Origin of the sequence: Brevundimonas sp. (assembly GCF_050729455.1) — a bacterium.
Taxonomy (GTDB): domain Bacteria; phylum Pseudomonadota; class Alphaproteobacteria; order Caulobacterales; family Caulobacteraceae; genus Brevundimonas.
Window position 1 is genome coordinate 38917 of record NZ_JBOHLI010000001.1, and the last position, 19973, is coordinate 58889.

The 19973-nt window shown below is 69.1% G+C and carries 18 protein-coding genes and 1 tRNA gene; 4 read left to right on the forward strand and 15 right to left on the reverse strand.

Going from position 1 to position 19973, the window contains the following annotated elements:
- Nucleotides 1–47 precede the first annotated feature (47 nt).
- Complete coding sequence (locus tag ACREEF_RS00190; protein ID WP_431563598.1) at nucleotides 48–2183, forward strand: M13 family metallopeptidase; 2136 nt, start codon at nucleotides 48–50, stop codon at nucleotides 2181–2183.
- A 383-nt stretch (nucleotides 2184–2566) separates the two neighbouring features.
- On the opposite strand, the gene hisS is transcribed toward ACREEF_RS00190, so the two are convergent.
- The 5 genes from hisS to ACREEF_RS00215 all read right to left on the reverse strand — a co-directional run bounded on the left by hisS (nucleotide 2567) and on the right by ACREEF_RS00215 (nucleotide 7289).
- Nucleotides 2567–4060 carry a histidine--tRNA ligase gene (gene hisS, locus ACREEF_RS00195; protein ID WP_431563599.1) on the reverse strand — a complete coding sequence of 498 codons (1494 nt, stop codon included), beginning with the start codon at nucleotides 4058–4060 and terminating at the stop codon, nucleotides 2567–2569.
- Between the two features lie 42 nt (nucleotides 4061–4102).
- The gene (locus tag ACREEF_RS00200; RefSeq protein ID WP_431563600.1) at nucleotides 4103–5326 is read right to left on the reverse strand and encodes a DUF418 domain-containing protein; all 1224 of its coding nucleotides are present in this window, start codon (nucleotides 5324–5326) and stop codon (nucleotides 4103–4105) included.
- 76 nt (nucleotides 5327–5402) lie between these two features.
- Nucleotides 5403–5966 (reverse strand): hypothetical protein, encoded by a 564-nt coding sequence (locus ACREEF_RS00205; protein WP_431563601.1) that lies wholly within the window; start codon nucleotides 5964–5966, stop codon nucleotides 5403–5405.
- Nucleotides 5966–6844: a 3-hydroxybutyryl-CoA dehydrogenase gene (locus ACREEF_RS00210; protein WP_431563602.1), complete on the reverse strand. Its 879-nt coding sequence runs from the start codon at nucleotides 6842–6844 to the stop codon at nucleotides 5966–5968. Before ACREEF_RS00210 ends, ACREEF_RS00205 begins: the two co-directional genes overlap by 1 nt.
- Nucleotides 6845–6983: 139 nt before the next feature.
- A complete protein-coding gene (locus tag ACREEF_RS00215; protein ID WP_431563603.1) occupies nucleotides 6984–7289 on the reverse strand; it encodes a YggT family protein in 306 nt (101 codons plus the stop codon).
- Between the two features lie 123 nt (nucleotides 7290–7412).
- Between ACREEF_RS00215 and ACREEF_RS00220 the strand changes: the two genes are divergently transcribed.
- Nucleotides 7413–7488, forward strand: a tRNA-Ala gene (locus tag ACREEF_RS00220).
- Nucleotides 7489–7536: 48 nt separating this feature from the next.
- Here the strand turns inward: ACREEF_RS00220 and ACREEF_RS00225 are convergent.
- From ACREEF_RS00225 to ACREEF_RS00235, 3 genes are all read right to left on the reverse strand, one after another.
- Nucleotides 7537–8559: an NAD-dependent epimerase gene (locus ACREEF_RS00225; protein ID WP_431563673.1), complete on the reverse strand. Its 1023-nt coding sequence runs from the start codon at nucleotides 8557–8559 to the stop codon at nucleotides 7537–7539.
- Nucleotides 8560–8605: 46 nt separating this feature from the next.
- Nucleotides 8606–10492 carry a M20/M25/M40 family metallo-hydrolase gene (locus ACREEF_RS00230; RefSeq protein WP_431563604.1) on the reverse strand — a complete coding sequence of 629 codons (1887 nt, stop codon included), beginning with the start codon at nucleotides 10490–10492 and terminating at the stop codon, nucleotides 8606–8608.
- A 114-nt stretch (nucleotides 10493–10606) separates the two neighbouring features.
- Nucleotides 10607–12841: a TonB-dependent receptor gene (locus tag ACREEF_RS00235; protein ID WP_431563605.1), complete on the reverse strand. Its 2235-nt coding sequence runs from the start codon at nucleotides 12839–12841 to the stop codon at nucleotides 10607–10609.
- Nucleotides 12842–13092: 251 nt separating this feature from the next.
- Between ACREEF_RS00235 and ACREEF_RS00240 the strand changes: the two genes are divergently transcribed.
- Nucleotides 13093–14460 carry a metallophosphoesterase gene (locus tag ACREEF_RS00240; protein WP_431563606.1) on the forward strand — a complete coding sequence of 456 codons (1368 nt, stop codon included), beginning with the start codon at nucleotides 13093–13095 and terminating at the stop codon, nucleotides 14458–14460.
- Here ACREEF_RS00240 and ACREEF_RS00245 read toward each other — a convergent pair.
- From ACREEF_RS00245 to chpT, 3 genes are all read right to left on the reverse strand, one after another.
- Complete coding sequence (locus ACREEF_RS00245) at nucleotides 14457–15272, reverse strand: CheR family methyltransferase (protein WP_431563607.1); 816 nt, start codon at nucleotides 15270–15272, stop codon at nucleotides 14457–14459. The two genes, ACREEF_RS00240 and ACREEF_RS00245, sit on opposite strands and share 4 nt — an antisense overlap.
- Nucleotides 15269–15661, reverse strand: a complete 393-nt coding sequence (locus tag ACREEF_RS00250; RefSeq protein ID WP_431563608.1) for a response regulator — start codon at nucleotides 15659–15661, stop codon at nucleotides 15269–15271. Before ACREEF_RS00250 ends, ACREEF_RS00245 begins: the two co-directional genes overlap by 4 nt.
- A gap of 79 nt (nucleotides 15662–15740) precedes the next feature.
- On the reverse strand, nucleotides 15741–16454 hold the full coding sequence (gene chpT / locus ACREEF_RS00255; protein WP_431563609.1) for a histidine phosphotransferase ChpT: 714 nt from the start codon (nucleotides 16452–16454) through the stop codon (nucleotides 15741–15743).
- An 89-nt stretch (nucleotides 16455–16543) separates the two neighbouring features.
- Between chpT and cysQ the strand changes: the two genes are divergently transcribed.
- On the forward strand, nucleotides 16544–17329 hold the full coding sequence (gene cysQ, locus ACREEF_RS00260) for a 3'(2'),5'-bisphosphate nucleotidase CysQ (protein ID WP_431563610.1): 786 nt from the start codon (nucleotides 16544–16546) through the stop codon (nucleotides 17327–17329).
- Nucleotides 17330–17468: 139 nt separating this feature from the next.
- On the opposite strand, the gene ACREEF_RS00265 is transcribed toward cysQ, so the two are convergent.
- The 4 genes from ACREEF_RS00265 to radC form a co-directional block, all read right to left on the reverse strand.
- Nucleotides 17469–18389 carry an oxidoreductase gene (locus tag ACREEF_RS00265; RefSeq protein WP_431563611.1) on the reverse strand — a complete coding sequence of 307 codons (921 nt, stop codon included), beginning with the start codon at nucleotides 18387–18389 and terminating at the stop codon, nucleotides 17469–17471.
- A gap of 3 nt (nucleotides 18390–18392) precedes the next feature.
- On the reverse strand, nucleotides 18393–18635 hold the full coding sequence (locus ACREEF_RS00270; RefSeq protein WP_431563612.1) for a BolA/IbaG family iron-sulfur metabolism protein: 243 nt from the start codon (nucleotides 18633–18635) through the stop codon (nucleotides 18393–18395).
- A 67-nt stretch (nucleotides 18636–18702) separates the two neighbouring features.
- Nucleotides 18703–19227, reverse strand: a complete 525-nt coding sequence (locus ACREEF_RS00275) for a GNAT family N-acetyltransferase (protein WP_431563613.1) — start codon at nucleotides 19225–19227, stop codon at nucleotides 18703–18705.
- On the reverse strand, nucleotides 19224–19955 hold the full coding sequence (radC, locus tag ACREEF_RS00280) for a RadC family protein (protein WP_431563614.1): 732 nt from the start codon (nucleotides 19953–19955) through the stop codon (nucleotides 19224–19226). Before radC ends, ACREEF_RS00275 begins: the two co-directional genes overlap by 4 nt.
- Nucleotides 19956–19973 lie beyond the last annotated feature (18 nt).

Sequence of the window (19973 nt, forward strand, 5' to 3'; positions counted from 1 at the left end):
GGGTCCGGTCAACCTGAGCTTCGGGGCTGATTTTAGGAATGCCACAGATGAAGAAACTGCTTGTCGGGGCCGCCGCCGGCGCCCTGCTTCTGCCCGCCGTCGCCTTTGCCCAAGACAGTCACGACCACGCCTGCGTGGACGAATCCTGCACCGTGGTGGAGCTGTTCCACGGCGCCTCGGCGCCCGAGGGCGGTGCGGCGGTCGTCGGCTGGCAGGGCACGGACGCCCCCAAATACGGAACCTGGGGCTTCGACATGGCTGGCCGCGACGCCTCGGTGGCGCCGGGCGACAGCTTCTTCCGCTACGCCAACGGCACGGCCTTCGACAAGCTGCAGATCCCGTCGGACCGCACCTCTTACGGCTCCTTCCCGCTGCTGCGTGAACTGTCGGACAACCGGATGAAGGCGCTGATCCAGGGCCTGGTCGCGCGCACCGACCTGACGCCCGGGTCGGACGAGGCCAAGATCGCCGACGCCTATCGCGCCTACAGCGACGAAGCGCGCATCGAGGCGCTGGACGCCCAGCCGCTGCAGCCCTTCCTGGCCGCCATCCGCGCCGCCGACACCCATGAGAAGATCGCCGCCTACATGGGTCAGACCCAGGGCCGCGTCGGCTCCTCCTTCTTCGGCACTGGCATCACGATCGACCAGAAGAACCCGACCCGTTACGCCGTGACGACCGGCCAATCGGGCATCGGCCTGCCGAACCGCGACTATTATCTGGACGCCCGTTTCGCGGACAAGAAGGTCAAGTATCAGGCCTATGTCGAGCGGATGCTGACCAACATCGGCTGGGCTGATCCGGCCGGTCACGCCGCCGCCATCGTCGCCCTGGAGACCAAGATCGCCGAGGCGCACTGGACCCCGATCGAGAACCGCGACCGCGACAAGACCTACAACGACTACACCATCCAGCGTCTGGCCGCCGAGGCGCCGGGCTTTGACTGGAGCGGCTATTTCAACGCCGCCGGCCTGGGCGCGGTCGACCGCGTGATCGTGCGTCAGAACACGGCCATGCCCAAGATCGCCGCCATCTACGCCGAGACGCCGATCGACACCCTGCAGGCCTGGCAGGCCTTCCACACCACGGACGAGGCCGCCTCGGCCCTGTCCAAGCGCTTCTCGGACGCCCAGTGGGAGTTCCGCTCGCGCGATCTGTCGGGGCAGCCTGAGCAGCGCACCCGCGAAAAGCGCGCCATCAGCTTCGCCGAGGGCGCCCTGGGCGAGGCGGCCGGCCGCCTCTACGTCGCCGAATACTTCCCGGCCGAGTCCAAGGCCAAGATGGAAGAGCTGGTCGCCAATCTGCGCACCGCTCTGTCGCACCGCATCGACAACCTGACCTGGATGGGCGCCGAGACCAAGGCGGCGGCGCAGGAGAAGCTGCGCAAGTTCACCGTCAAGATCGGCTATCCGGACAAGTGGCGCGACTATTCGGCGCTGGAGATCCGCGCCGACGACCTGTTCGGCAACACCCAGCGTCTGGGCCAGTTCCAGTGGAACTATCAGCTGAACCGCCTGAACAAGCCGGTCGACAAGGCCGAGTGGGGCATGACGCCCCAGACGGTCAACGCCTACTACAATTCGGCCAACAACGAGATCGTCTTCCCGGCCGCCATCCTGCAGCCGCCCTTCTTCGATCCGAACGCGGACCCGGCCGTCAACTACGGCGGCATCGGCGGCGTCATCGGCCACGAGATCGGCCACGGCTTCGACGACCAGGGCTCCAAGTCCGACGGCGACGGCGTGCTGCGCAACTGGTGGACCGACGCCGACAAGTCGAACTTCCAGGCCCTGACCAAGCGTCTGGGCGCCCAGTATGACGCCTATGAGCCCCTGCCGGGCTTCCACGTCCAGGGCGGCCTGACTATGGGCGAGAACATCGGCGACGCCGCCGGCACGGCGGTGGGGCTGGACGCCTACCATCTGTCGCTGAACGGTCAGCCGGCGCCGGTCATCGACGGCACGACCGGCGACCAGCGCTTCTTCTACGGCTGGGCCCAGGTCTGGCAGTCGAAATACCGCGAGGACGCGCTGAAGAACCAGATCGCCACCGACCCGCACAGCCCGGCCGAGTTCCGCGTGATCGGCCCGGTGCGCAACGTCGACGCCTGGTACGAAGCCTTCGGCGTCAAGCCGGGCTCGAAATACTACCTCGCGCCGGAAGACCGCGTCCGCATCTGGTAAGCGCGACGCCTGACGAATGAAAGGGGCCGGGGCGGCGACGCTCCGGCCCTTTGTCTTGGCGGATCACTGGCGAGCGCCGCTTTATCGAAGGTCTTTCGATAACGCCTTTGCGAAGGGTCGTCCGAGGGCGGAGCTTTCGGATATCAGGCATGAAAAAGCCCGCTGCGGGGGATACATCGCAGCGGGCCTTCTCGCTCTCTAAGGAGCGGACGTTTCCTCCCCGAAACGCCTCCAAGATGTCGCTGCGTTTGACCGCTGCGCCTCTTGAGTGAGGCCAATTGACGCGAAGCCTGGGGGCAAGTCAATCGCGTCCATGCCTAAAGACAGGTCTTTCGTGAGTGAACGTCGATAATACACATTCGAGCGCAAAAGTTAATCGAAGCCTATTCGATAATGGCGCGAACTGTTGCGACCAGTTCGCTGCGTACCACCTTCTGCTGGCCCGGACGCTCGGCCTTCCAGGCCTCGTTGTCGGCGATGGCGGCGGCGCGGGCGCGTCCGGCGTCCAGATCCTTGATGGTGACTTCCCCGGCGGCCAGTTCGTCGCCGCCCAGGATGACCACGGCGGGCGAGCCGCGACGGTCGGCGTACTTCATCTGCGCCTTCATGCCGGCGCGCCCCAGATAGAGCTCGGCGGCGATCCCGGCGGCGCGCAGTTCCGACACGGCGTCGAGATAGTGCTGCATATCGTCCTCGGAGAAGACAATGACCACGACCGGGCCGCGCGTCGCGTCGTCGGCGCCGCGACCGGCGGCGCGCAGGGCCGAGGCCAGACGCGAGACGCCGAAGGAGAAGCCGGTGGCCGGGACCGACTGGCCGGTGAAGCGGGCGACCAGATCGTCATAGCGGCCGCCGCCGCCGATGGAGCCGAAGCGGACCGGGCGGCCCTTGTCGTCCTTGGTGTCGAGCAGAAGCTCGGCCTCGAAGACGGCGCCGGTGTAGTATTCCAGCCCGCGCACGATGGTGGGATCGAACTTCACCTCGGCCTCGCCCACGCGCATGGCGGTCAGGGCGCGGTCGATGGCCGACAGCTCGGCCAGGGCCGCTTCGCCCGCGGCGCCCAGCGAGGCGCCGGCCTTGGCCACGGCGTCCAGCACGCCCGCGCGGCTGAGGCCCGGCGTCTCGGCCGAGACGAGGAAGGCCTCGACCGCGCCGATGACGGCGGCGGGCAGGCGGGCGCCCTTGGTGTAGTCGCCGGATTCGTCCAGACGGCCCTCGCCCAGCAGGGCGCGCACGCCCTCCAGGCCCAGACGGTCATACTTGTCGACGGCGCGCAGGGCGGTCAGGCGCTGGACCGCGTCGGTCACGCCGCCGGCGTCGAACAGGCCGTCGAACAGCTTGCGGTTGGAGACGCGGATCACCGACTGGCCGTCGCCGAGACCGGCGGCGCGCAGGCCCTCGCAGCCCATGGCGATGATCTCGGCGTCGGCCTCGGGGCGGTCCGAGCCGACGGTGTCGGCGTCGCACTGCCAGAACTCGCGGAAGCGGCCGGGGCCGGGCTTCTCGTTGCGCCAGACCGGGCCGTAGGCGTAGCGGCGGAACGGCTTGGGCAGGGTCTCCCAGTTCTGGGCGGCGAAGCGGGCCAGGGGGGCGGTGTGGTCGTAGCGCAGGGCCATCCACTCGCCCGGCTCGTCCGATCCGGCGTCGTCCTGCAGGGCGAAGACGCCCTCGTTGGGACGGTCGGCGTCGGGCAGGAACTTGCCCAGGGCGTCGGCGTATTCGAAGGCCGGGGTCTCCAGCGGCTCGAAGCCCCAGCGCTCATAGACCTCGGACACGCGCGCGACGATGCGGCGCTCGGCGGTCAGGTCGCGGCCGCGACGGTCGGCAAAGCCCCGGGGGGCGCGGGCTTCGGGGCGGATGGGGGCTTCGTCGGTCATGCCGCGCGATTAAGCCATCGGCGGAGCCGCTGCAACTTGCCGTCAGGCCTCGCGGCGCAACGGCAGGCGGCGGCCGTAGGTCAAGCAGCGCCACAGCCATTCCAGCGGCCCCATGCGGTATCGGCTCAGCCATAGCGGCGACCAGATCAGTTGCAGCGCCCAGACGGCGACGACGATGGCCCACTGGCCCGGATAATCGACCTGTCCCATCAGGCGCGGCCCCCACGGCATATAGAAGAGGGTGGTCATGATCAGGGTCTGGGTCAGGTAGTTGGTGAAGGCCATCCGGCCGACTGGAGCGAAGATCCGCGTCAGCCCGCCGAGGCTGCGGGTGGTCGCAAGGATCAGGGTGCTGGCGTAGGCCAGGGTGATGAAGATGGGGTAGGAGGCGACGACATCGGCCCAGCCGCCGGTGGCATGAACGCCGGGCCCGGCCATGGCTTCTCGCCACTCCAGCACGCCCAACAGAGCCAGGACCGCGCCGCCCGGGGCGATCAGAGCCGCATAGACCCGCGTCGGCAGCCGGCCGTGGAAGAAGCCGGCCTTGAACAGGCCCATGCCGAGCATCATCAGCGGCACGGTGGCGAAGACATAGCCGAACAGGCTGGCGCTCTGCAGGACGCCCCAGGCCTTGAGGTTCTCGATCAGGGCGCCCGGCCAGCCGCTGCGATAGGCGGCGATGCTGGCGGACACGGACCCCTCGGTCAGGGCCATGGAGTCGTCGCTCAACGCATCGACCAGAACGGCGGGCCCGTTGACCGTCAGCCACAGGGTCGCGGCCTGCAGCGTGGCCAGGCCCAGCGTCGCGGCGGCCCCGAACAGGATCAGGGAGCGGGCCTGCATCGAGCGCATCAGCATGACGAACAGGCCGGACCAGGCGTAGAGCAGCAGGATGTCGCCGAACCAGAAGGCGGCGCCGTGGATGACGCCGAACAGGGCCAGCCACATCAGGCGCCGACGCAGCACCCGCCCGCGCGCCTCATCCTCGCGCTCGCCGCCGACCAGAAAGATCGACACGCCGAACAGCATGGAAAAGAGGGTGACGAACTTCTGATGGAAGAAGACCTCGACCACCCATTGGGCCACGGCCGAAGACCCGATCAGGGGGAAGGGCGACTGCTCCGGCGACATCGCCGCCGACATGGGCAGGGCGAAGGCGGCGGCATTGACGGCCAGGATGCCCAGGACCGCGACGCCGCGCAGAACATCCAGCGTCTGGATGCGGGCGCTCGTCGCCACGGGCTGAAGCGTCGTCTGATCGGTCATGGCGTCGGCCCTCCCCAAGTAAGCCGGATGCTCATGGGGGCCCAGCTTGGCGGGGACGCCCTAAATCGCGGTAATCTCAGCGGGCGCCGGTCTGCATCAAGCCCATGCGGTCCTTCACGACGGGGGCGGGCGCGAAGCCGATGAAGGCCACGCACAGCCCGGCCCACAGGGCGTAGCTGACGCCTACCAGCACCGCCAGCGGCAGGCCGGCGACGCCGAAGATCAGCAGGGTGGTCTCCAGCGCACCCAGGCCCTGAGTCAGGCTTTGCGCGGCGAAAACCGAAAGCAGGGACATGACGACGGCGATCAGGATCTGGACGGCGGCGGCCAATAGGCCCCCGAAGACCATGAAGCGGCAGACCACGCCCAGCCGCGTCGAGGGACGGCCCATCCGTGCGTGGCTCTGGCGCATCAGCCACAGGCCCGCCGGGGCGGCGATCAGGCCGATGACCAGCAGGACCAGCCGCCAGTCGGTATCCACGCCCGAAGCCCAGTTCCGGGGCGGCCAGACGATCAAGGTGATGATTAGCGGGGGCCAGGCGGCGGCGGCCAGGGCCGCCAGCACGAACCTCTGCCTTGAGTGCCGAGGCGCGACGCGCTTCAGCCCCGGCAGATCCTCCATCCGGTCCAGCCGCGACATCAGCGGGTCGGGACCGGCGTCGGGCCGGAATAGTCGTAGAAGCCGCGGCCGCTCTTCTTGCCCAGCCAACCGGCCTCGACATATTTCACCAGCAGCGGGCAGGGACGGTACTTGCTGTCGGCCAGGCCGTCGTACAGCACGTTCATGATGGCCAGGACCACGTCCAGACCCATGAAGTCGGCCAGTTCCAGCGGCCCCATCGGGTGGTTGGCGCCCAGCTTCAGCGCCTTGTCGATCGAGGCGACGTTGCCGACGCCTTCGTACAGGACATAGATGGCCTCGTTCATCATCGGCACCAGGATGCGGTTGACGATGAAGGCGGGGAAGTCCTCGGACTCGGTGGTGATCTTGCCCAGGCTCTCGGCGAAGGCGACCGCGGCCTCATAGGTCGCGGCCGAGGTGGCGATGCCGCGCACGATCTCGACCAGCTTCATCACCGGGGCCGGCTTCATGAAGTGCAGGCCGATGAAGCGGTCCGGCCGGTCCGTGACCGAGGCCAGGCGGGTGATCGAGATGGACGAGGTGTTGGACGCCAACAGGGTGTCCGGCTCCAGATGGGGCAGAAGGTCGATGAAGACCGACTTCTTGATCGCTTCGTCCTCGGACGCCGCTTCGATCACCAGATCGGCCTGGGCCGCTTCGGCCAGGGAGACGACGGGGCGGATGCGGGCCAGGGCGGCGTCGGCCTCGGCCGGGGTCATCAGGCCGCGTGCGGCGCGCCGCGCCAGGCTGGCCGCGATCTCGCCCTGGGCCAGCGGGATCCGCTCGGCCGACAGGTCATAGAGCCGCACCTCATAGCCGCCCGTGGCCACGGCCTGGGCGATGCCCGAACCCATCTGCCCGGCGCCGACGACGGCGACTGTTTTGATCGTGGTCATGAATACGCGCATTCAGCGGCCCCGCGGGGACCAATCGCGGGCACCTTAGGAGCCCGCCCGCCGGGCGCAAGGGGCGGAGTGGGGCGGGATTAAGATTCCTGGCCGCCCGTGTCCGCGCCTCAACGCTCGCCGGCGCGCCTTAGCCCAGCGCGCCGATCAGCAGGGGCGCAACGCTGTTGTTGAACGGGATGCGCAGGAACTGGATCGCCAGAAGGGCCACGATCGGCGTCAGGTCCATGCCGCCCAGCGGCGGGATGATGCGCTGAAGCGGGGCCAGCACGGGCCGGGTCACCGTGTCCAGGAAATGCGCCGCCTGTCCCACCAGTCGATTGCGGTGGTTGATGACATCGAACGCGAACAGCCAGCTCAGGATGGCCGAGGCGATGATGGCCCAGACCATCAGCGTCGCCACTGCGTTGACCAGCCAGACAATGGCGTAACCCATGAAGAACTCCTGCCTCGTTTGAGATCGCTTCTAGCGGCGCCGTGACGGAACGCCAAGGATTCCTACCCGGCCCGTTGACACTCCCCCGCCGCGCCGCGTATCTCCGCCCCCTGCCTGTCGGTCGGGGCCGTAGCTCAGTTGGTAGAGCGCGTCGTTCGCAATGACGAGGTCAGGGGTTCGACTCCCCTCGGCTCCACCAGGGCGTTTCCAGACAATCGGACGTAGAGACGACGCGCACCCGCGCGCCTCAGTTCTCGCGGTAGAAGTTGCAGTACCAGTCGACGAAGCGGCCGACGCCGTCTTCCACGGGGGTGGAGGGGGCGTAGTCGAGGGCGGCCAGGGTGTCGGTGACGTCGGCTTCGGTATTGGCCACGTCGCCGTCCTGCATGGGCATGAGGTTCAGCTTCGCCTTGCGGCCCAGTTTGTCCTCCAGCACCTCGATGTAGCGCATCAGGGCGACCGGGCGGCCGGCGCCGAGGTTGAGGATGCGCCAGGGGGCGACGCCGCTGGTGGCCGGGTTAGGGGCGGTGGCGTCCCAGGTCGGGTCGATGGCGGCGGGGCGGTCGAGCGCCGCGATCACGCCGGTGACGATGTCGTCGACGTAGGTGAAGTCGCGGCTCATCCTGCCTTCGCCGTAGACGTCGATTGGTTCGTCCTTGAGGATGGCGCGGGTGAATTTGAACAGGGCCATGTCCGGGCGGCCCCACGGTCCATAGACGGTGAAGAAGCGCAGGCCGGTGGCCGGGAAGCCGAACAGGTGGGCGTAGGAATGGGCCATGGCCTCGTTGGCCAGCTTGGTCGCCGCATAGACGGTCAGCGGGTGGTCGGCCGGGTCGCGCACCGAAAACGGCAGGGCGGCGTTGGCGCCGAACACTGAGCTGGTCGAGGCGAAGACCAGGTTGGCGGCCTTGGTCGCGCGGCAGCCCTCGAGGATGCAGAGGAAGCCGACGACGTTGGAATCCACATAGGTCTCGGGCGCTTCGAGGCTGTAGCGAACCCCGGCCTGGGCGGCGAGATGGACGACGCGGCGCGGCTTGTGCTCGGCGAACAGGGCCGCGACGCCGGCGCGGTCGGCCAGATCCAGGGTGTGGTGGCGGTAGTTCGGATGTTCCTGCAGCAGGGCCAGACGGGCCTGCTTCAGCGTCGGGTCGTAATAGGCGTTGAGGTTGTCCAGACCGATGACCGTCTCGCCGCGCGCCAGCAGCCGACGCGCGGTGTGGAAGCCGATGAAGCCGGCGGAGCCGGTGACGAGGACGGGATCATGGGACATGGCGCAGCGATAGACGCTCAACCGGGTTTTCGCCAGCGGGGGACGGTCAGGGCAGGGCCTCGGCCACGGCGGGCGTCGGTTCGGCGAAGCGGGCGGCGAGGCTGAGACCGCAGGCGAGGATCAGGCAGGCAGCCGCCCCGATCAGCACCGGACGGGTCGCGCCGACGGGCGGGCTGAGCGGGCGCAGGAACAGCAGGGCCAGCAGACCGATCAAGGCCAGGGCGCCGGGCAGATCCATGCCGATGCCGAGGAAGACGAAATGGCCGATCGCCATCAGCCAGGCGCCGCCGAGGACGCCTGCCACGGCGGGCGGGAACAGGCTGGAGAGCCGGGTCAGGTCGGGGTCGATCAGGGCGGACAGGGCGGCCGCCGTCGCCGCCAGCAGAACGGGCCAGACGAACAGCAGGGCGGCTTCGGGGGCGGCGCCCTGAACCGCACAGGCCAGCAGGAAGACGAGGGCGATCAGGCCCAGCCAACCGCCCCAGACCGAGGTCGGGGCCTTGACCGGCCACAGCGACAGGGCGGCGGCGATCAGGCCGGCCCCCAGCATGACCGGGCTGAAGCCGCCGATCAGCAGGACCACCAGGGTTAAGGCGGCGATGGTCCCGGCGGCCGTGCGCGGACGCGAACGGCGCGCGCCGATCAGGAACAGCAGGGTCAGGGCCAGGATGGTCAGGACGGCGCCCGCCTCCATCCAGGGCAGGCGGCGCAGCAGGACGTAATAGGTCTCGGACGAGGCGGCGCGGCTCGACATCGGTCCGGCGAGCAGGCGCACGGCCTGGGCCAGCACCAGTCCGGCGGACGCGAACCACAGGCCGTCCAGCAGGCCGCGCCCCACCTGTCCGGCGGTCAGGCCGGTCGCGCGGCGGGCGCGCCAGGCGGCGAAACTGCCGAACAGGGCGGTCAGTCCCAGCAGGCCCCAGCCCATTGCGGCCGAATGGCTGAGCATCCAGCGGCCGAAGACGTCGGCATAGACGGTGTTGGGGCCCCTGGCGGGCAGGGCGGGCGCGCGCAGCAGGGCGTCGGCGGCCTCCAGGGCCTGCGATCCGAGGTGCTGCAAGGCGCCCTGGTCGAGGTTGGCGGGGGTGGCGTCGGCGGAATGGTACTGGGCCGGGCGGCCGATGAAGGCGAAGTTCAGCCCGGCGACGCCGCGATCCTTGGGGATGGTAAAGTCGGTGCCGTTGGGCATCTGTTCGTACATGAAGACGGCGAGCGAGGTGGCCGTGGTCCCGCCGTCGGCGCGGGCGGCGGCGCGGCGGAACAGGTCGACGGTCGGGCCGGCCTCGCGCCCGGTCTCGAACATGGCGGCGCGGCCGCCGCCGCCGCGCGCCTCCAGATTGACCACGGCGCCGATGCGGTCGCGCAGCGGATGCCCGCCGAAGAAGATGCGGGCGCCGTCCAGGTTCAACTCCTCGGCGTCGGTCAGCAGGACGACCAGGTCGCGCTCGACCGGGCCGCGGGCCTGGATGGCGCGCACGGCCTCCAGCACGGCCCCGACGCCGGTGGAATCATCCGCCGCGCCGGGCGAGCCGACCACGGTGTCATAGTGGGCCATCAGCATGACGGCGGGCTGGCTGCGGTCTTTTCCGGGAAGAACACCCAGCAGATTGATGGCCTGATTCTTGGCCGCGTCGGGATCGCCGCCCGCCTTTTTCAGGCGCTGGATCGAGCCCGGCGACAGCGGTCCTGTCTGCTCCTGCGGCGACAGGCCCAGCTGGGTCATGCGGGCGGTCAGATAGGCGCGGACGCGGGCGTGCTCGGGCGAGCCGACCGGATGCGGGGCGCGGGCGATCTGTTCGATGTCGGTCATGGCCCGCGCGGCCGAGAAGGCGGCAGCGGGCGCGGCGGCGGGGCGGGGTCTTGGAACCTGAGTGGTCCAGACGGCCAGCAAGAAGGCGAGCGTCAGCGATCCGAACAGCAGGGCCAGCCGCATATGAAAGATCCTCCCCGATCCGGGAGGCAGTAGGCGGTCAGAGCGCGCCGGATGGCAAGAGGGCGGCGACGGGTCTCCCCGCCGCCGCCCTCCGATGGCTTCAGCCGGACCGGCTTAGAAGCGCTTCGACAGCTCCACGCCGTACATGCGCGGCTCGTTGACGAAGGCCGTCAGGTTGTTGAAGTCGATGGCGCCGATGACGTTGGCTTCGTCCGTGATGTTGCGGACATAGGCGGCGGCTTCCAGGCCCCGGCCCAGGTCGCGCCAGCCCGCGCGCAGGCCGCCCTCGAAGGCCGTATCCTGCATGAACTCGACCGATTCATAGAGGAAGAGGTTGAAGCCCTTCTGCATCACCCAGTCGGTCGAAGCGAACAGCTCCTGAGCGTCGCCGATGGGGCGGACGTAGGACAGGGTCAGGTTGGCGGTGTATTCCGGCGCCTGCGGGAAGGGGTTACCGTCGACCCTGGCGCGGCGGGCCGTGCCGACCATGACGATCGGATCGGTGACGGTGCAGCCGGCGCTGCAGACGGCCACCAGCAGGTCGGCGTCCTTGATCTCGGTGTGGTTCCAGGCGGCCCCGGCGGCCAGGTTGAAGCCCGCGCCCAGATAGACGTCGCCGTCGATTTCCAGACCATGGCCCTCGCCCTTGTCGGCGTTGATCAGGCGGTTTGAGTTGTCGGCGCCGCCGATGGCGGTGAACTGCATGTCGCTGACTTCGTACAGATAGGCGGTCGCGTTCAGGCGGGCGCGGCCGTTCCACAGGCGCGACTTGAGGCCGGCCTCGTAGGACATGACGGTTTCGGAATCGGCCGTGGTCAGGACCGGCAGGTTGCGGCCCTGGATCGACGGGCCGCGATAGCCCTTGGCCACGCGAGCGAACAGATTCAGGCTGTCGTTGACCTCGTGGAGGGCGCTGACGTCCCAGCTGACCTGTTCGTCGCCGACCGAGATCGCGGCGTTGGCCGGGGCGCCGACGATGCGTTGGCCACGATAGTCGCGGCTGTCCTCGGTGTAGCGCACGCCCGCCGTTAGCTTGAAGGCGTCCGTCACCTGATAGCGGCCCTGGCCGAAGACCGACCAGGCGTCCGACTTCTGCACCACGTCGGTGGCGGCGACGGGGAAGAGGCCGCCCGTGCCGTTGAAGGTGCCGGACACCAGGTTGATGCGCTCGTTCCAGTAGAAGGCGCCGACCTGCCAGCCGAAACGCTCGTCGCCGTTCGAGGCGAGACGCAGTTCATAGGTGTTCTGCAGCAGGTCGCTGGACAGGGTGCCGGACTCGGAATTGAACGGCGTCTTGTAGGCGGCGCCGACGGGGGCCGAGGCCACGCCGCCGTCGATGTCGCCGTCGCCCTGGCTCCAGCCCTGATAGGAGCCGATCACGCCGGTCAGGGTGGCTGGGCCGAAGTCGTAAGCGACCTGCAGCGACTGCGAGGTGGTCTTCTGCTTCTGGAAGTTGTTGCGGCCGCCGTCGTACCAGACGGTGTCGCGGTCGAAGTTGTCGTTCAGTTCGTTCGAGCCCTTGGTCAGGACGTTGGCGCGGTTCATCGTGCCGGTGCCCTCATAGTCGCGGGCCTGCAGGGTCAGCAGGGTCGACAGGTGGTCGGTCGGGGTCCAGGCGACATGGACGCGGCCGGCGACGTCGTCGAAGTTGCCGAGGTCCTTGCCGTCCTTGCTGGCGAAGGGGGCGTCATACGCGTTGTTGATGTAGTCGTCCCGGTGGTTCCACAGGGCGGCGACGCGCACCGACAGGGTGTCCGAGGCGGGCAGGGTGACGCCGACTTCGGTGCGGGTCGAGCCGTAGTTGCCGTAGGTCAGCGAGCCGAAGCCAGCGAAGTCGTCGCCGGGCTTGGTGGTGTCGATCTTGACCACGCCGGCCGGGGTGTTACGGCCGAACAGGGTGCCTTGCGGGCCACGCAGCACTTCCAGCTGCTTGACGTCGAACAGGGGGAAGCCCTTCAGATAGACGCTCTCCAGCACGATGTCGTCCATCACCACCGAGACCGGCTGCGAAGCGGTGAAGTCGAAGTCCACGTTGCCGAGGCCGCGGATGTAGAAGCGCGGAGCGTAGCGGCCGTTCGAGCTTTCGACCTGCAGGCTGGGCACGCGGCCCGACAGGCTGAGGATGTCGGCGCCGCCGGCGGAGACGGCGCTCAGGGTTTCGGTGGTCATCGCCGTGACGGCGAAGGGCACGTCGCGGATGTTCTCGCTGCGGCGCTGGGCGGTGACGACGATTTCATCGACGCCGACGGCCGGTTCAGCGGCGTCAACGGTCTGGGCCATGGCCGGGGCGGCGATCAGAAGGGCGAGGCCGCTGGCGGAGGCGGCGAGGGCGATAAGACGACGGGACATGGGGGAGGATCCTCGTTGAGACTGGCCGAGGGCCTAGGTCCACGGCGCCGCTTTTTCCAGCGCCGAGAATGCGCGTTCGATGAAGCTTTCAAGACACGGACACGGCGCAGGAAAACTCGACGTTTCGCCCGACATCAAAGGACTTCAGGGGATTGTGCGCTGCAATGCGACGTGCGAATCGACAGGGCTGGGCCGCCTGTTTCGATGAGGAGTCTCTCGACGCGCCGGGCGCGGCCTGACAGGGACCAGGCATGACGATCACACCCCTCCATCGCCGCCGTCTCTTCCAGCTTCTGGCCGCCACAGCCGTCGCGCCGGGTCTGGGCGCCCTGGCGCCGCTGCGCCAGACGCGCGCTCTGGGCCGGGTCCTGGCCATGTCGGACCTCCACTCGGCCTACGAGCGGACGGGCCAGCTGTTGGCGGCGCTGGAGGCCGAGATCGTCGGGTCGGACGTCCCGCACCTGATCGCCGTCGACGGCGACAGTTTCGAGCACGGCAATGTCGTCTCGGTGCGCTCGGGCGGGGCGATCGACTGGGCCTTCCTGGGCGAGCTGCCGAAGCTAGCGCCGACGGTGGTCAACCTGGGCAACCACGACAACGACCTGACGCCGGATCTGCATGAGGTCGTGGCGCGGATGCGGGGGCTGGGGATCGGCGTCGTCAGCAACATCCTCGATGCGCGCACGGGCCAGCCCTACGCCGACGCCGCCGTCACCGTGCCGTTGGGCGAGCGGTCGCTGCGGGTCGTCGGAGCGGGGACGGATTCCTTGAACACCTACCCCCGGGCCAGCCGCGACTGGCTGTCGATCCCGGCGCCGGGCGACTGGGCGAAGGCGAACCTGGCGCGTCTGTTGGACGGGGCGGACCTGATGCTGGTGATGAGCCATGCGGGGGTGGCGGGGGATCGCGACATCCTGCCCCTGCTGCCGGACGGCGCCCTGATGATCGGGGGGCACAACCACCTCCTGTTCCAGCACGAGCAGGGACGCAGTGCTTACGTCCACACCGGATCGTGGAGCAACGCCTACACGACGGCGACCTTCTATGAGGATGGGCGGATCACGGTCGGCTCGACGGCGGTGGACCTGACCGCCGCGCCGTCGCCGCGCATCGCCGCCCTGATCGCGACGACTCTGGCGGCGCATCTGACGGACGAGGAGAAGGCTGTGCTGGGCGTCAGCCCGCGTGCGCTGACGTTGGGCGAGACCGGCCGCACGGTCGCCGTCGCCATGGCGCGGGCGGCGGGCGCGGACGCCGGCTTCATCGGCCACACCACCCTGGGGACGGGCCTGTCCGCCGGGCCGGTGACGCGCTACGCCTTCGACGCCGTGGTGCGGTTCGACGGCAAGCTGATGGTCGCTGAAGTGACGCCTGAGCGGCTGGCGGGCTTCATGTCGCGGGCTGATCAGGACCGGCCCATGCCCCTGGCCGAGCGTAGCGGCGATTTCCTCTACGGCGCGGCGGAAGGCGGCGCGGGCGAGGCGACCGTGCGTCTGGTCACGACCGACTGGTGCGCCATGAACCAGGCCGAGTATTTCGGCACGACCGATCTGGTCTTCACCGAGGTTCCGCAGGCGCGGGTCAAGGCCGTGGCGGCCGAGGGACTGCTGAGAGCCTAGGCCGCGCGGCTTAGGGCGGCGGGCGCCTTGACGTAGAGGCCGGGACGACCGGCCACGGGGCGGAAGGCGATGCTGTCGCCTTCGGGGCGTTCGTCCACGCCCAGGAACAGGCAGCCGTCGTCGACCAGCCGCCGCTCCAGCCCGTCCAGCACCCGCGCGCGCCGCGCCGGTTCGAGGTCGCTGAGAACATGGCGGCAGAAGATGACGTCGAAGCGGCCCTCATCGGCCGGCTCGTCCAGCAGATTGGCGCGTTCGAATTTCACGGTGCTTCGCAGCTCGGGCCGGGCGCGCCAGTGGTCGTCGGCCTGTTCGAACCAGCGCAGCATGGACCTGGCCGACAGGCCGCGCTGGATCTCGAACGAGGTGTAGAGGCCCGAGGCCCCCTTTTCGATCGCCAGGCGTGACAGGTCCGTGGCGACGATCTCGACGTCGGCGCTGTTCTCCAGCGCGGCGATGGCCAGGGAATAGGCTTCCTGGCCGGTCGAGGCGCCGGCGGACCACAGGCGCACGCGGCCGCCGGGGCGGGCGGCGGTCAGGGCGGGCATCAGCTCGCGGGCGAAGACGTCGAAGACGGCGCGATCGCGGCGGAACCAGGTCTCGCCGTTCAGCAGGGCCTCGATCACCGACCAGCCCAGCGAGGCGACAGGCTTGCTCCACAGGGTCGCCAGCATGGCCTCGACGTTGTGATAGCCCTCGCGGCGCGCCACCGGCCCCAGCCGATGCTCGGCCAGATGCATCCGGTCGCGCGTCAGCCGGAAGCCGGCGCGCGTCGCCAGCAAGGTCTGAAGGCGATCGAAATCCTCCGGCGTCATGACAGTCCCTGAACAGCTCCCACTTCAGCGAGTTTCGAATGAAGAATCTCGCCGTCGAATGGTTTCATAACATAATCGTCGGCCCCTGCGGCCAGGGCTTCGGCGATCCGGTCGGCGCGGGTCTCGATGGTGCAGAACAGGACCTTGGGGGCGCGACCGCCGGGCAGGTCGCGCAGGCGGCGCAGGAAGCTGAGGCCGTCCATAACCGGCATCTGCCAGTCCAGCAGCACCACATGGGGCATGACGTCCATGCAGTAGGTCAGGGCCTCGGCGCCGTCGGCAGCCTCGTCGACCTCGAAGCCCAGGTCCTCGACGATGCGGCGCGCGACCTTGCGGATGATCCGGCTGTCGTCGACGATCAAACAGGTCCTGGGGTTCAAGGGCTTCATCCCGTTGCGCGTGAAACGCCGGCGCGCCTCATGCCATGGTCGTTGATGTTGGTTAACGGACGATTGGAGGGGGGCGAAATCAGGCTGGCGTCGAGGCGATCAGGCCGACGCGGCCCTCGTCGCAAGCGACGTCCAAACGGCCGCCCGCCTCGCTCGCGGCCAGCCACAGCCAGTAGGGCTGGATCCATTGTCCGGCCAGACCCTCGGTCAGCCGTTGGCCCTTCAGCCCGGTCAGGGCCTCGGGCTTGAACCGGGCGCGGTTTCCTTCAGCCGAGCCGATCAACAGCAGGCGGTCGTCTTCACGCCCGGCGGTGATCGTCGCCACGCCGCCGGTCGGCAGGGTGCCCAGGGTCATCCAGGCCAGGTTGATCAGGATGCGGGCCTGGGGCTTGGAGAAGGTCGTCCCGTCGTTGATGCGCCAGTCCAGCGTGGCGCGGCCGCCCTCGGACAGGCCGGCCACCAGGCCGTGCAGTTCGGCCGAGGTGAATTGTTCGCTGGTGGTGGCGGCGCCGAAGGCGACGCGGGCGAAATGGACGTGAGCGACCATCTTCCTGGCGCTCTGACGGATCAGGCCCATGGCGTCGTCGCGCATATCCTGGGCGGTCGGGTCCTCCAGCAGGTCGAGACCCGACATGATGGCGCCGGCCGGGCTGATGAAGTCGTGGCACAGTTTTCCGGCGATGAAGGCGGCCAGTTCGGCGCCGCCTGCGGGCAGGTCGGCCGCAGCCAGGTCGGGGGCGTGATCGGAGGCGCGATCAGATGAAAGGTCTGCGGTGAGGTCGGAGAAGGTCATCGGCCGGACGGGTTGCAATCGGGAATGGTTAAGGCTGACCTGATTTGCCGGTTCGTGAAACCGGGCGCATGGGCTATCGAGGTGCGGACATGACGCACGCCCTTGAGACCGACCTCGCTTCCGGCGCCCTCGCCGAGACCATAGCCGACATCGCCGAGGAGGCCGCGCGCGTCATCCTGCCCTACTGGCGGGCCGGTGCGACGGTCGAGACCAAGGCCGACTCCAGCCCCGTGACCGAGGCCGATCGCGCCGCCGAGGCCCTGATCCTGAAGCGGCTGGCCGAGCGCTGGCCCGAGGTCGAGGCCGTGGCCGAAGAGGCCGCAGCCGCCGACGGCGTCCCCGCTTCGGTCGGGGACTGGTTCTGGCTGATCGACCCGCTGGACGGCACCAAAGGCTTTGTGCAGGGCCGCGAGAGCTTCACCGTCAACATCGCCCTGATGCGCGGCGACGCCCCGGTCGCGGGCGTGGTGACGGCGCCGGCGTCCAGCGTGACCTGGGCCTCGACGACGCCGGGCAAGGGCGCCGTGCGGCGCGTCTTCGGCGAGGCCTGGCGGCCGATCAAGGTGCGCGACCGTCCGGCCGAGGGCATCGCCCTGTTGAGCCACAGCATCACCGACGAAGAGGCCGCGCGCCTGGCTGCCCGTCACGGCTGCAGCCAGTGGCAGGGAACGGACTCCTCGTTGAAATTCTGCCTGATCGCCGAGGGGCGTTTCGACGCCTATCCACGCACCGGCCCGACCTGCGAATGGGACACGGCGGCGGGCCAGGCGGTGCTGGAAGCCGCCGGCGGCCGCGTCCTGGGCGCGGACGGACAACGGTTGGCCTATCGCAAGCCGGGCTTCCTCAACGGCCCCTTCGTGGCGATAGGCGGCTAGAGCATGATCGTTTTAGACGGAACCGCTGCGCGGTTACGGCTGAAGCGTGAATCATACTCTCGCTTATATCTGGAGCCTGATTCACCGTATCGGCGGAATCGCGAAGCGATTCCTCCTCAACGGATCAGGCTCTAGGTCTTCAGGACGCCGCCGCCGAACCGACGCGCGCCATCTCGATCTGGGCGGACAGGCCGGGCGGCAGATCGCGCTCCGGCACGGCGGCCAGGGCTTCCATCCGCTCCGGGTTGATCGCCTCGACCATGATGCTGGCGATGGCCGGGTCTGTCAGGGTGAAGGCCAGGCAGATCGCTTCGGCGTTCCAGTTCGGCGTCTGGTGCAGGAAGGCGAAGGAGCCGGCGTTGGCCATGCCCTGTTCGACGGGCTTGGCGCCGAAGCCGAACAGACCCTTCTTCTTCGGGGCCGCGCCGACGCCGGCGGCCTTGCGCTCGGTCGACAGGCTTTCCGGGAAATAGTCGTAGGTGAAGATGGCCATGTCGCGCTCGCGCGCGGCCCGCATCCGCGAACGGATGCGCCATTCCACATTGGCGTGGAAGGGCGTGTAGAGGACATCGAAGGCGCCGGTCGAGACGTAGACGTCCATCACCGGAGCGTCGCCCGACACCCCCAGAAGCCGGACATGGCCCGCCTTGCGCTGGGCCTTGAGCGCGATCAGCGAGGCCTGCGGCAGCTCATCGTCGGCGGGTTCGTCCAGCACGGCCACGTCGAACCAGCCCAGGCCGGAGGCGTGCAGCCCCCGGTCGATGGCGTCGTTCAGGGCCTCGGCCGAGAAGTCGCGGAAGCCCTTCTTGCGGCCGTCGCCGACGCCCAGGGTGACGCTGACGCAGACCAGCCGCCGCTCGACATGGCCCAGGGCCTCGCCGACGATCTCGGCCAGAACCGGGTCGGCGTTCTCGAGGTGGTAGCTGTTCACCCCGGCCTCGAGCGCGGTGAAGACCAGTTCGCTGAGGGCGGCGCGGCCGCGCCCCAGCGCCTCGGTTCCCAGGCTGAGGGTCAGGTTGGAGACCGCCGCGCCGGTGCCGCCGAACGGACGATAGCGCATCGGTCAGCCTGCCTCGGCGGGGGCCGAGGTCTCGAGCGCCAGGGCGTGCAGCTCTCCGCCCATCTGTCCCTTCAGCGCGCCGTAGACCAGCTGGTGCTGACGCACGCGCGGCAGACCCTTGAAGGCGGCGGAGACGATGCGGGCGCGATAGTGGTCGCCATCCCCGGCCAGATCCTCAATGGCGATGTCCGCATCGGGAAAGGCCTCGACCAGGTGGGCGCGCAGGACGTCGGCGGACATGGGCATCGGGGGGACTCTCGAAGAAACGCGCGGGACTGTGAATGGTAAATCTTAATGAGGGCCGCAGCCCCTGTCAGCCCGCGATGGTGCGGGGCCGCTCATACAGGACGACGGTCGAGCCCTTGTAGTCGGCCTCGGCGTAGGGGCGGTAGCCGACCCGTTCGGCCAGCTTCACCGAGGGGGCGTTGTCGGGCGAGATCATGCAGACGGTGCGCGGCTCCAGCCGATAGGCGTCGGTCCAGGCCAGGGCGGCCTCCAGGGCCTCCAGGGCCAGGCCCTGACCCTGGAAGGCGGGGGCGACGCCCCAGCCCAGTTCGGGGGCGTCGAAGGCCGGCGTCATCTCGCGGCGATAGTCCAGCACCCCTACGCTGCCGACATAGGCCCCCGTCTCCGTCTCGCGGATGGTCCAGTTGCCGTAGCCCTTGGCCTGCCAGTGGCCGAGATCGCGCAGCAGGCGGAACCAGACCTCCTCCTCCGACAGGCCGCGTCCCATGATGTGACGGGTGAAGTCGGCGTCGGCCCACAGGACGGTCAGGTCGGCCATGTCGCTGACGGCGACGGGGGTAAGGGTCAGGCGGTCGGTGGTCAGGATGGTCACATCAAACCCAGTTGCTTGAAGCTGGCCACGCCTTCGCGGCCGACGATGAGGTGGTCGTGAACCTGAAGGCTCAGCGAGCGGGCGGCCTCGATCACCTGGTTGGTCATGTCGATGTCGGCGCGGCTGGGGGTCGGGTCGCCCGAGGGGTGATTGTGGACAATGATCATGGCGCTGGCCGACAGCTCCAGCGCCCGGCGCACCACCTCGCGCGGATAGACCGGGGCGTGGTCGACCGTGCCCCGGTTCTGGATCTCGTCGAGGATCAGCTGGTTCTTCTTGTCGAGGTATAGGACGCGGAACTGCTCGCGCGGCTCATGCTGAAGGCTGAGGCGGACATAGGCCAGCAGGGCCGTCCAGGACGAGATGACAGTGCGCTTGTTGGCCTCCTCCTTGGCCACGCGGCGCGACACCTCGTGCAGGGCGGCCAGGTCCAGGGCGGTCTCGGCCCCGACGCCTTTCGAGCGGCCGCGCGAATCCTCGGAGCGGACGGTCATCAGGTCCTCGACCGAGGCGGCCAGGACGGCGGCCAGCGAGCCGAACCGGGTCAGCAGGGCCTTGGCGATCGGCTTGACGTCGCCCTGCGGCTGGCTGCGGAACAGGAAGAGCTCCAGCAGCTCATAGTCGGGCAGGTGATGGATCCCCGCGCCGCGCGCGCGTTCGCGCAGCCGCTCGCGATGACCGGCGTGGTGCGGCTTGGCCTTCGGCTTTTCCGGCGGTTGATCGAGCATCAGCCTCCCCCGGAGGGG

What these genes read in the sequence shown, in the direction of transcription:
- ACREEF_RS00190 (WP_431563598.1), top strand. Translation starts at nt 48, where the DNA reads ATGAAGAAACTGCTTGTCGGGGCCGCCGCCGGCGCCCTGCTTCTGCCC.
- hisS (WP_431563599.1), bottom strand. Translation starts at nt 4,060, where the DNA reads ATGACCGACGAAGCCCCCATCCGCCCCGAAGCCCGCGCCCCCCGGGGC.
- ACREEF_RS00200 (WP_431563600.1), bottom strand. Translation starts at nt 5,326, where the DNA reads ATGACCGATCAGACGACGCTTCAGCCCGTGGCGACGAGCGCCCGCATC.
- ACREEF_RS00205 (WP_431563601.1), bottom strand. Translation starts at nt 5,966, where the DNA reads ATGTCGCGGCTGGACCGGATGGAGGATCTGCCGGGGCTGAAGCGCGTC.
- ACREEF_RS00210 (WP_431563602.1), bottom strand. Translation starts at nt 6,844, where the DNA reads ATGACCACGATCAAAACAGTCGCCGTCGTCGGCGCCGGGCAGATGGGT.
- ACREEF_RS00215 (WP_431563603.1), bottom strand. Translation starts at nt 7,289, where the DNA reads ATGGGTTACGCCATTGTCTGGCTGGTCAACGCAGTGGCGACGCTGATG.
- ACREEF_RS00225 (WP_431563673.1), bottom strand. Translation starts at nt 8,559, where the DNA reads ATGTCCCATGATCCCGTCCTCGTCACCGGCTCCGCCGGCTTCATCGGC.
- ACREEF_RS00230 (WP_431563604.1), bottom strand. Translation starts at nt 10,492, where the DNA reads ATGCGGCTGGCCCTGCTGTTCGGATCGCTGACGCTCGCCTTCTTGCTG.
- ACREEF_RS00235 (WP_431563605.1), bottom strand. Translation starts at nt 12,841, where the DNA reads ATGTCCCGTCGTCTTATCGCCCTCGCCGCCTCCGCCAGCGGCCTCGCC.
- ACREEF_RS00240 (WP_431563606.1), top strand. Translation starts at nt 13,093, where the DNA reads ATGACGATCACACCCCTCCATCGCCGCCGTCTCTTCCAGCTTCTGGCC.
- ACREEF_RS00245 (WP_431563607.1), bottom strand. Translation starts at nt 15,272, where the DNA reads ATGACGCCGGAGGATTTCGATCGCCTTCAGACCTTGCTGGCGACGCGC.
- ACREEF_RS00250 (WP_431563608.1), bottom strand. Translation starts at nt 15,661, where the DNA reads ATGAAGCCCTTGAACCCCAGGACCTGTTTGATCGTCGACGACAGCCGG.
- chpT (WP_431563609.1), bottom strand. Translation starts at nt 16,454, where the DNA reads ATGACCTTCTCCGACCTCACCGCAGACCTTTCATCTGATCGCGCCTCC.
- cysQ (WP_431563610.1), top strand. Translation starts at nt 16,544, where the DNA reads ATGACGCACGCCCTTGAGACCGACCTCGCTTCCGGCGCCCTCGCCGAG.
- ACREEF_RS00265 (WP_431563611.1), bottom strand. Translation starts at nt 18,389, where the DNA reads ATGCGCTATCGTCCGTTCGGCGGCACCGGCGCGGCGGTCTCCAACCTG.
- ACREEF_RS00270 (WP_431563612.1), bottom strand. Translation starts at nt 18,635, where the DNA reads ATGCCCATGTCCGCCGACGTCCTGCGCGCCCACCTGGTCGAGGCCTTT.
- radC (WP_431563614.1), bottom strand. Translation starts at nt 19,955, where the DNA reads ATGCTCGATCAACCGCCGGAAAAGCCGAAGGCCAAGCCGCACCACGCC.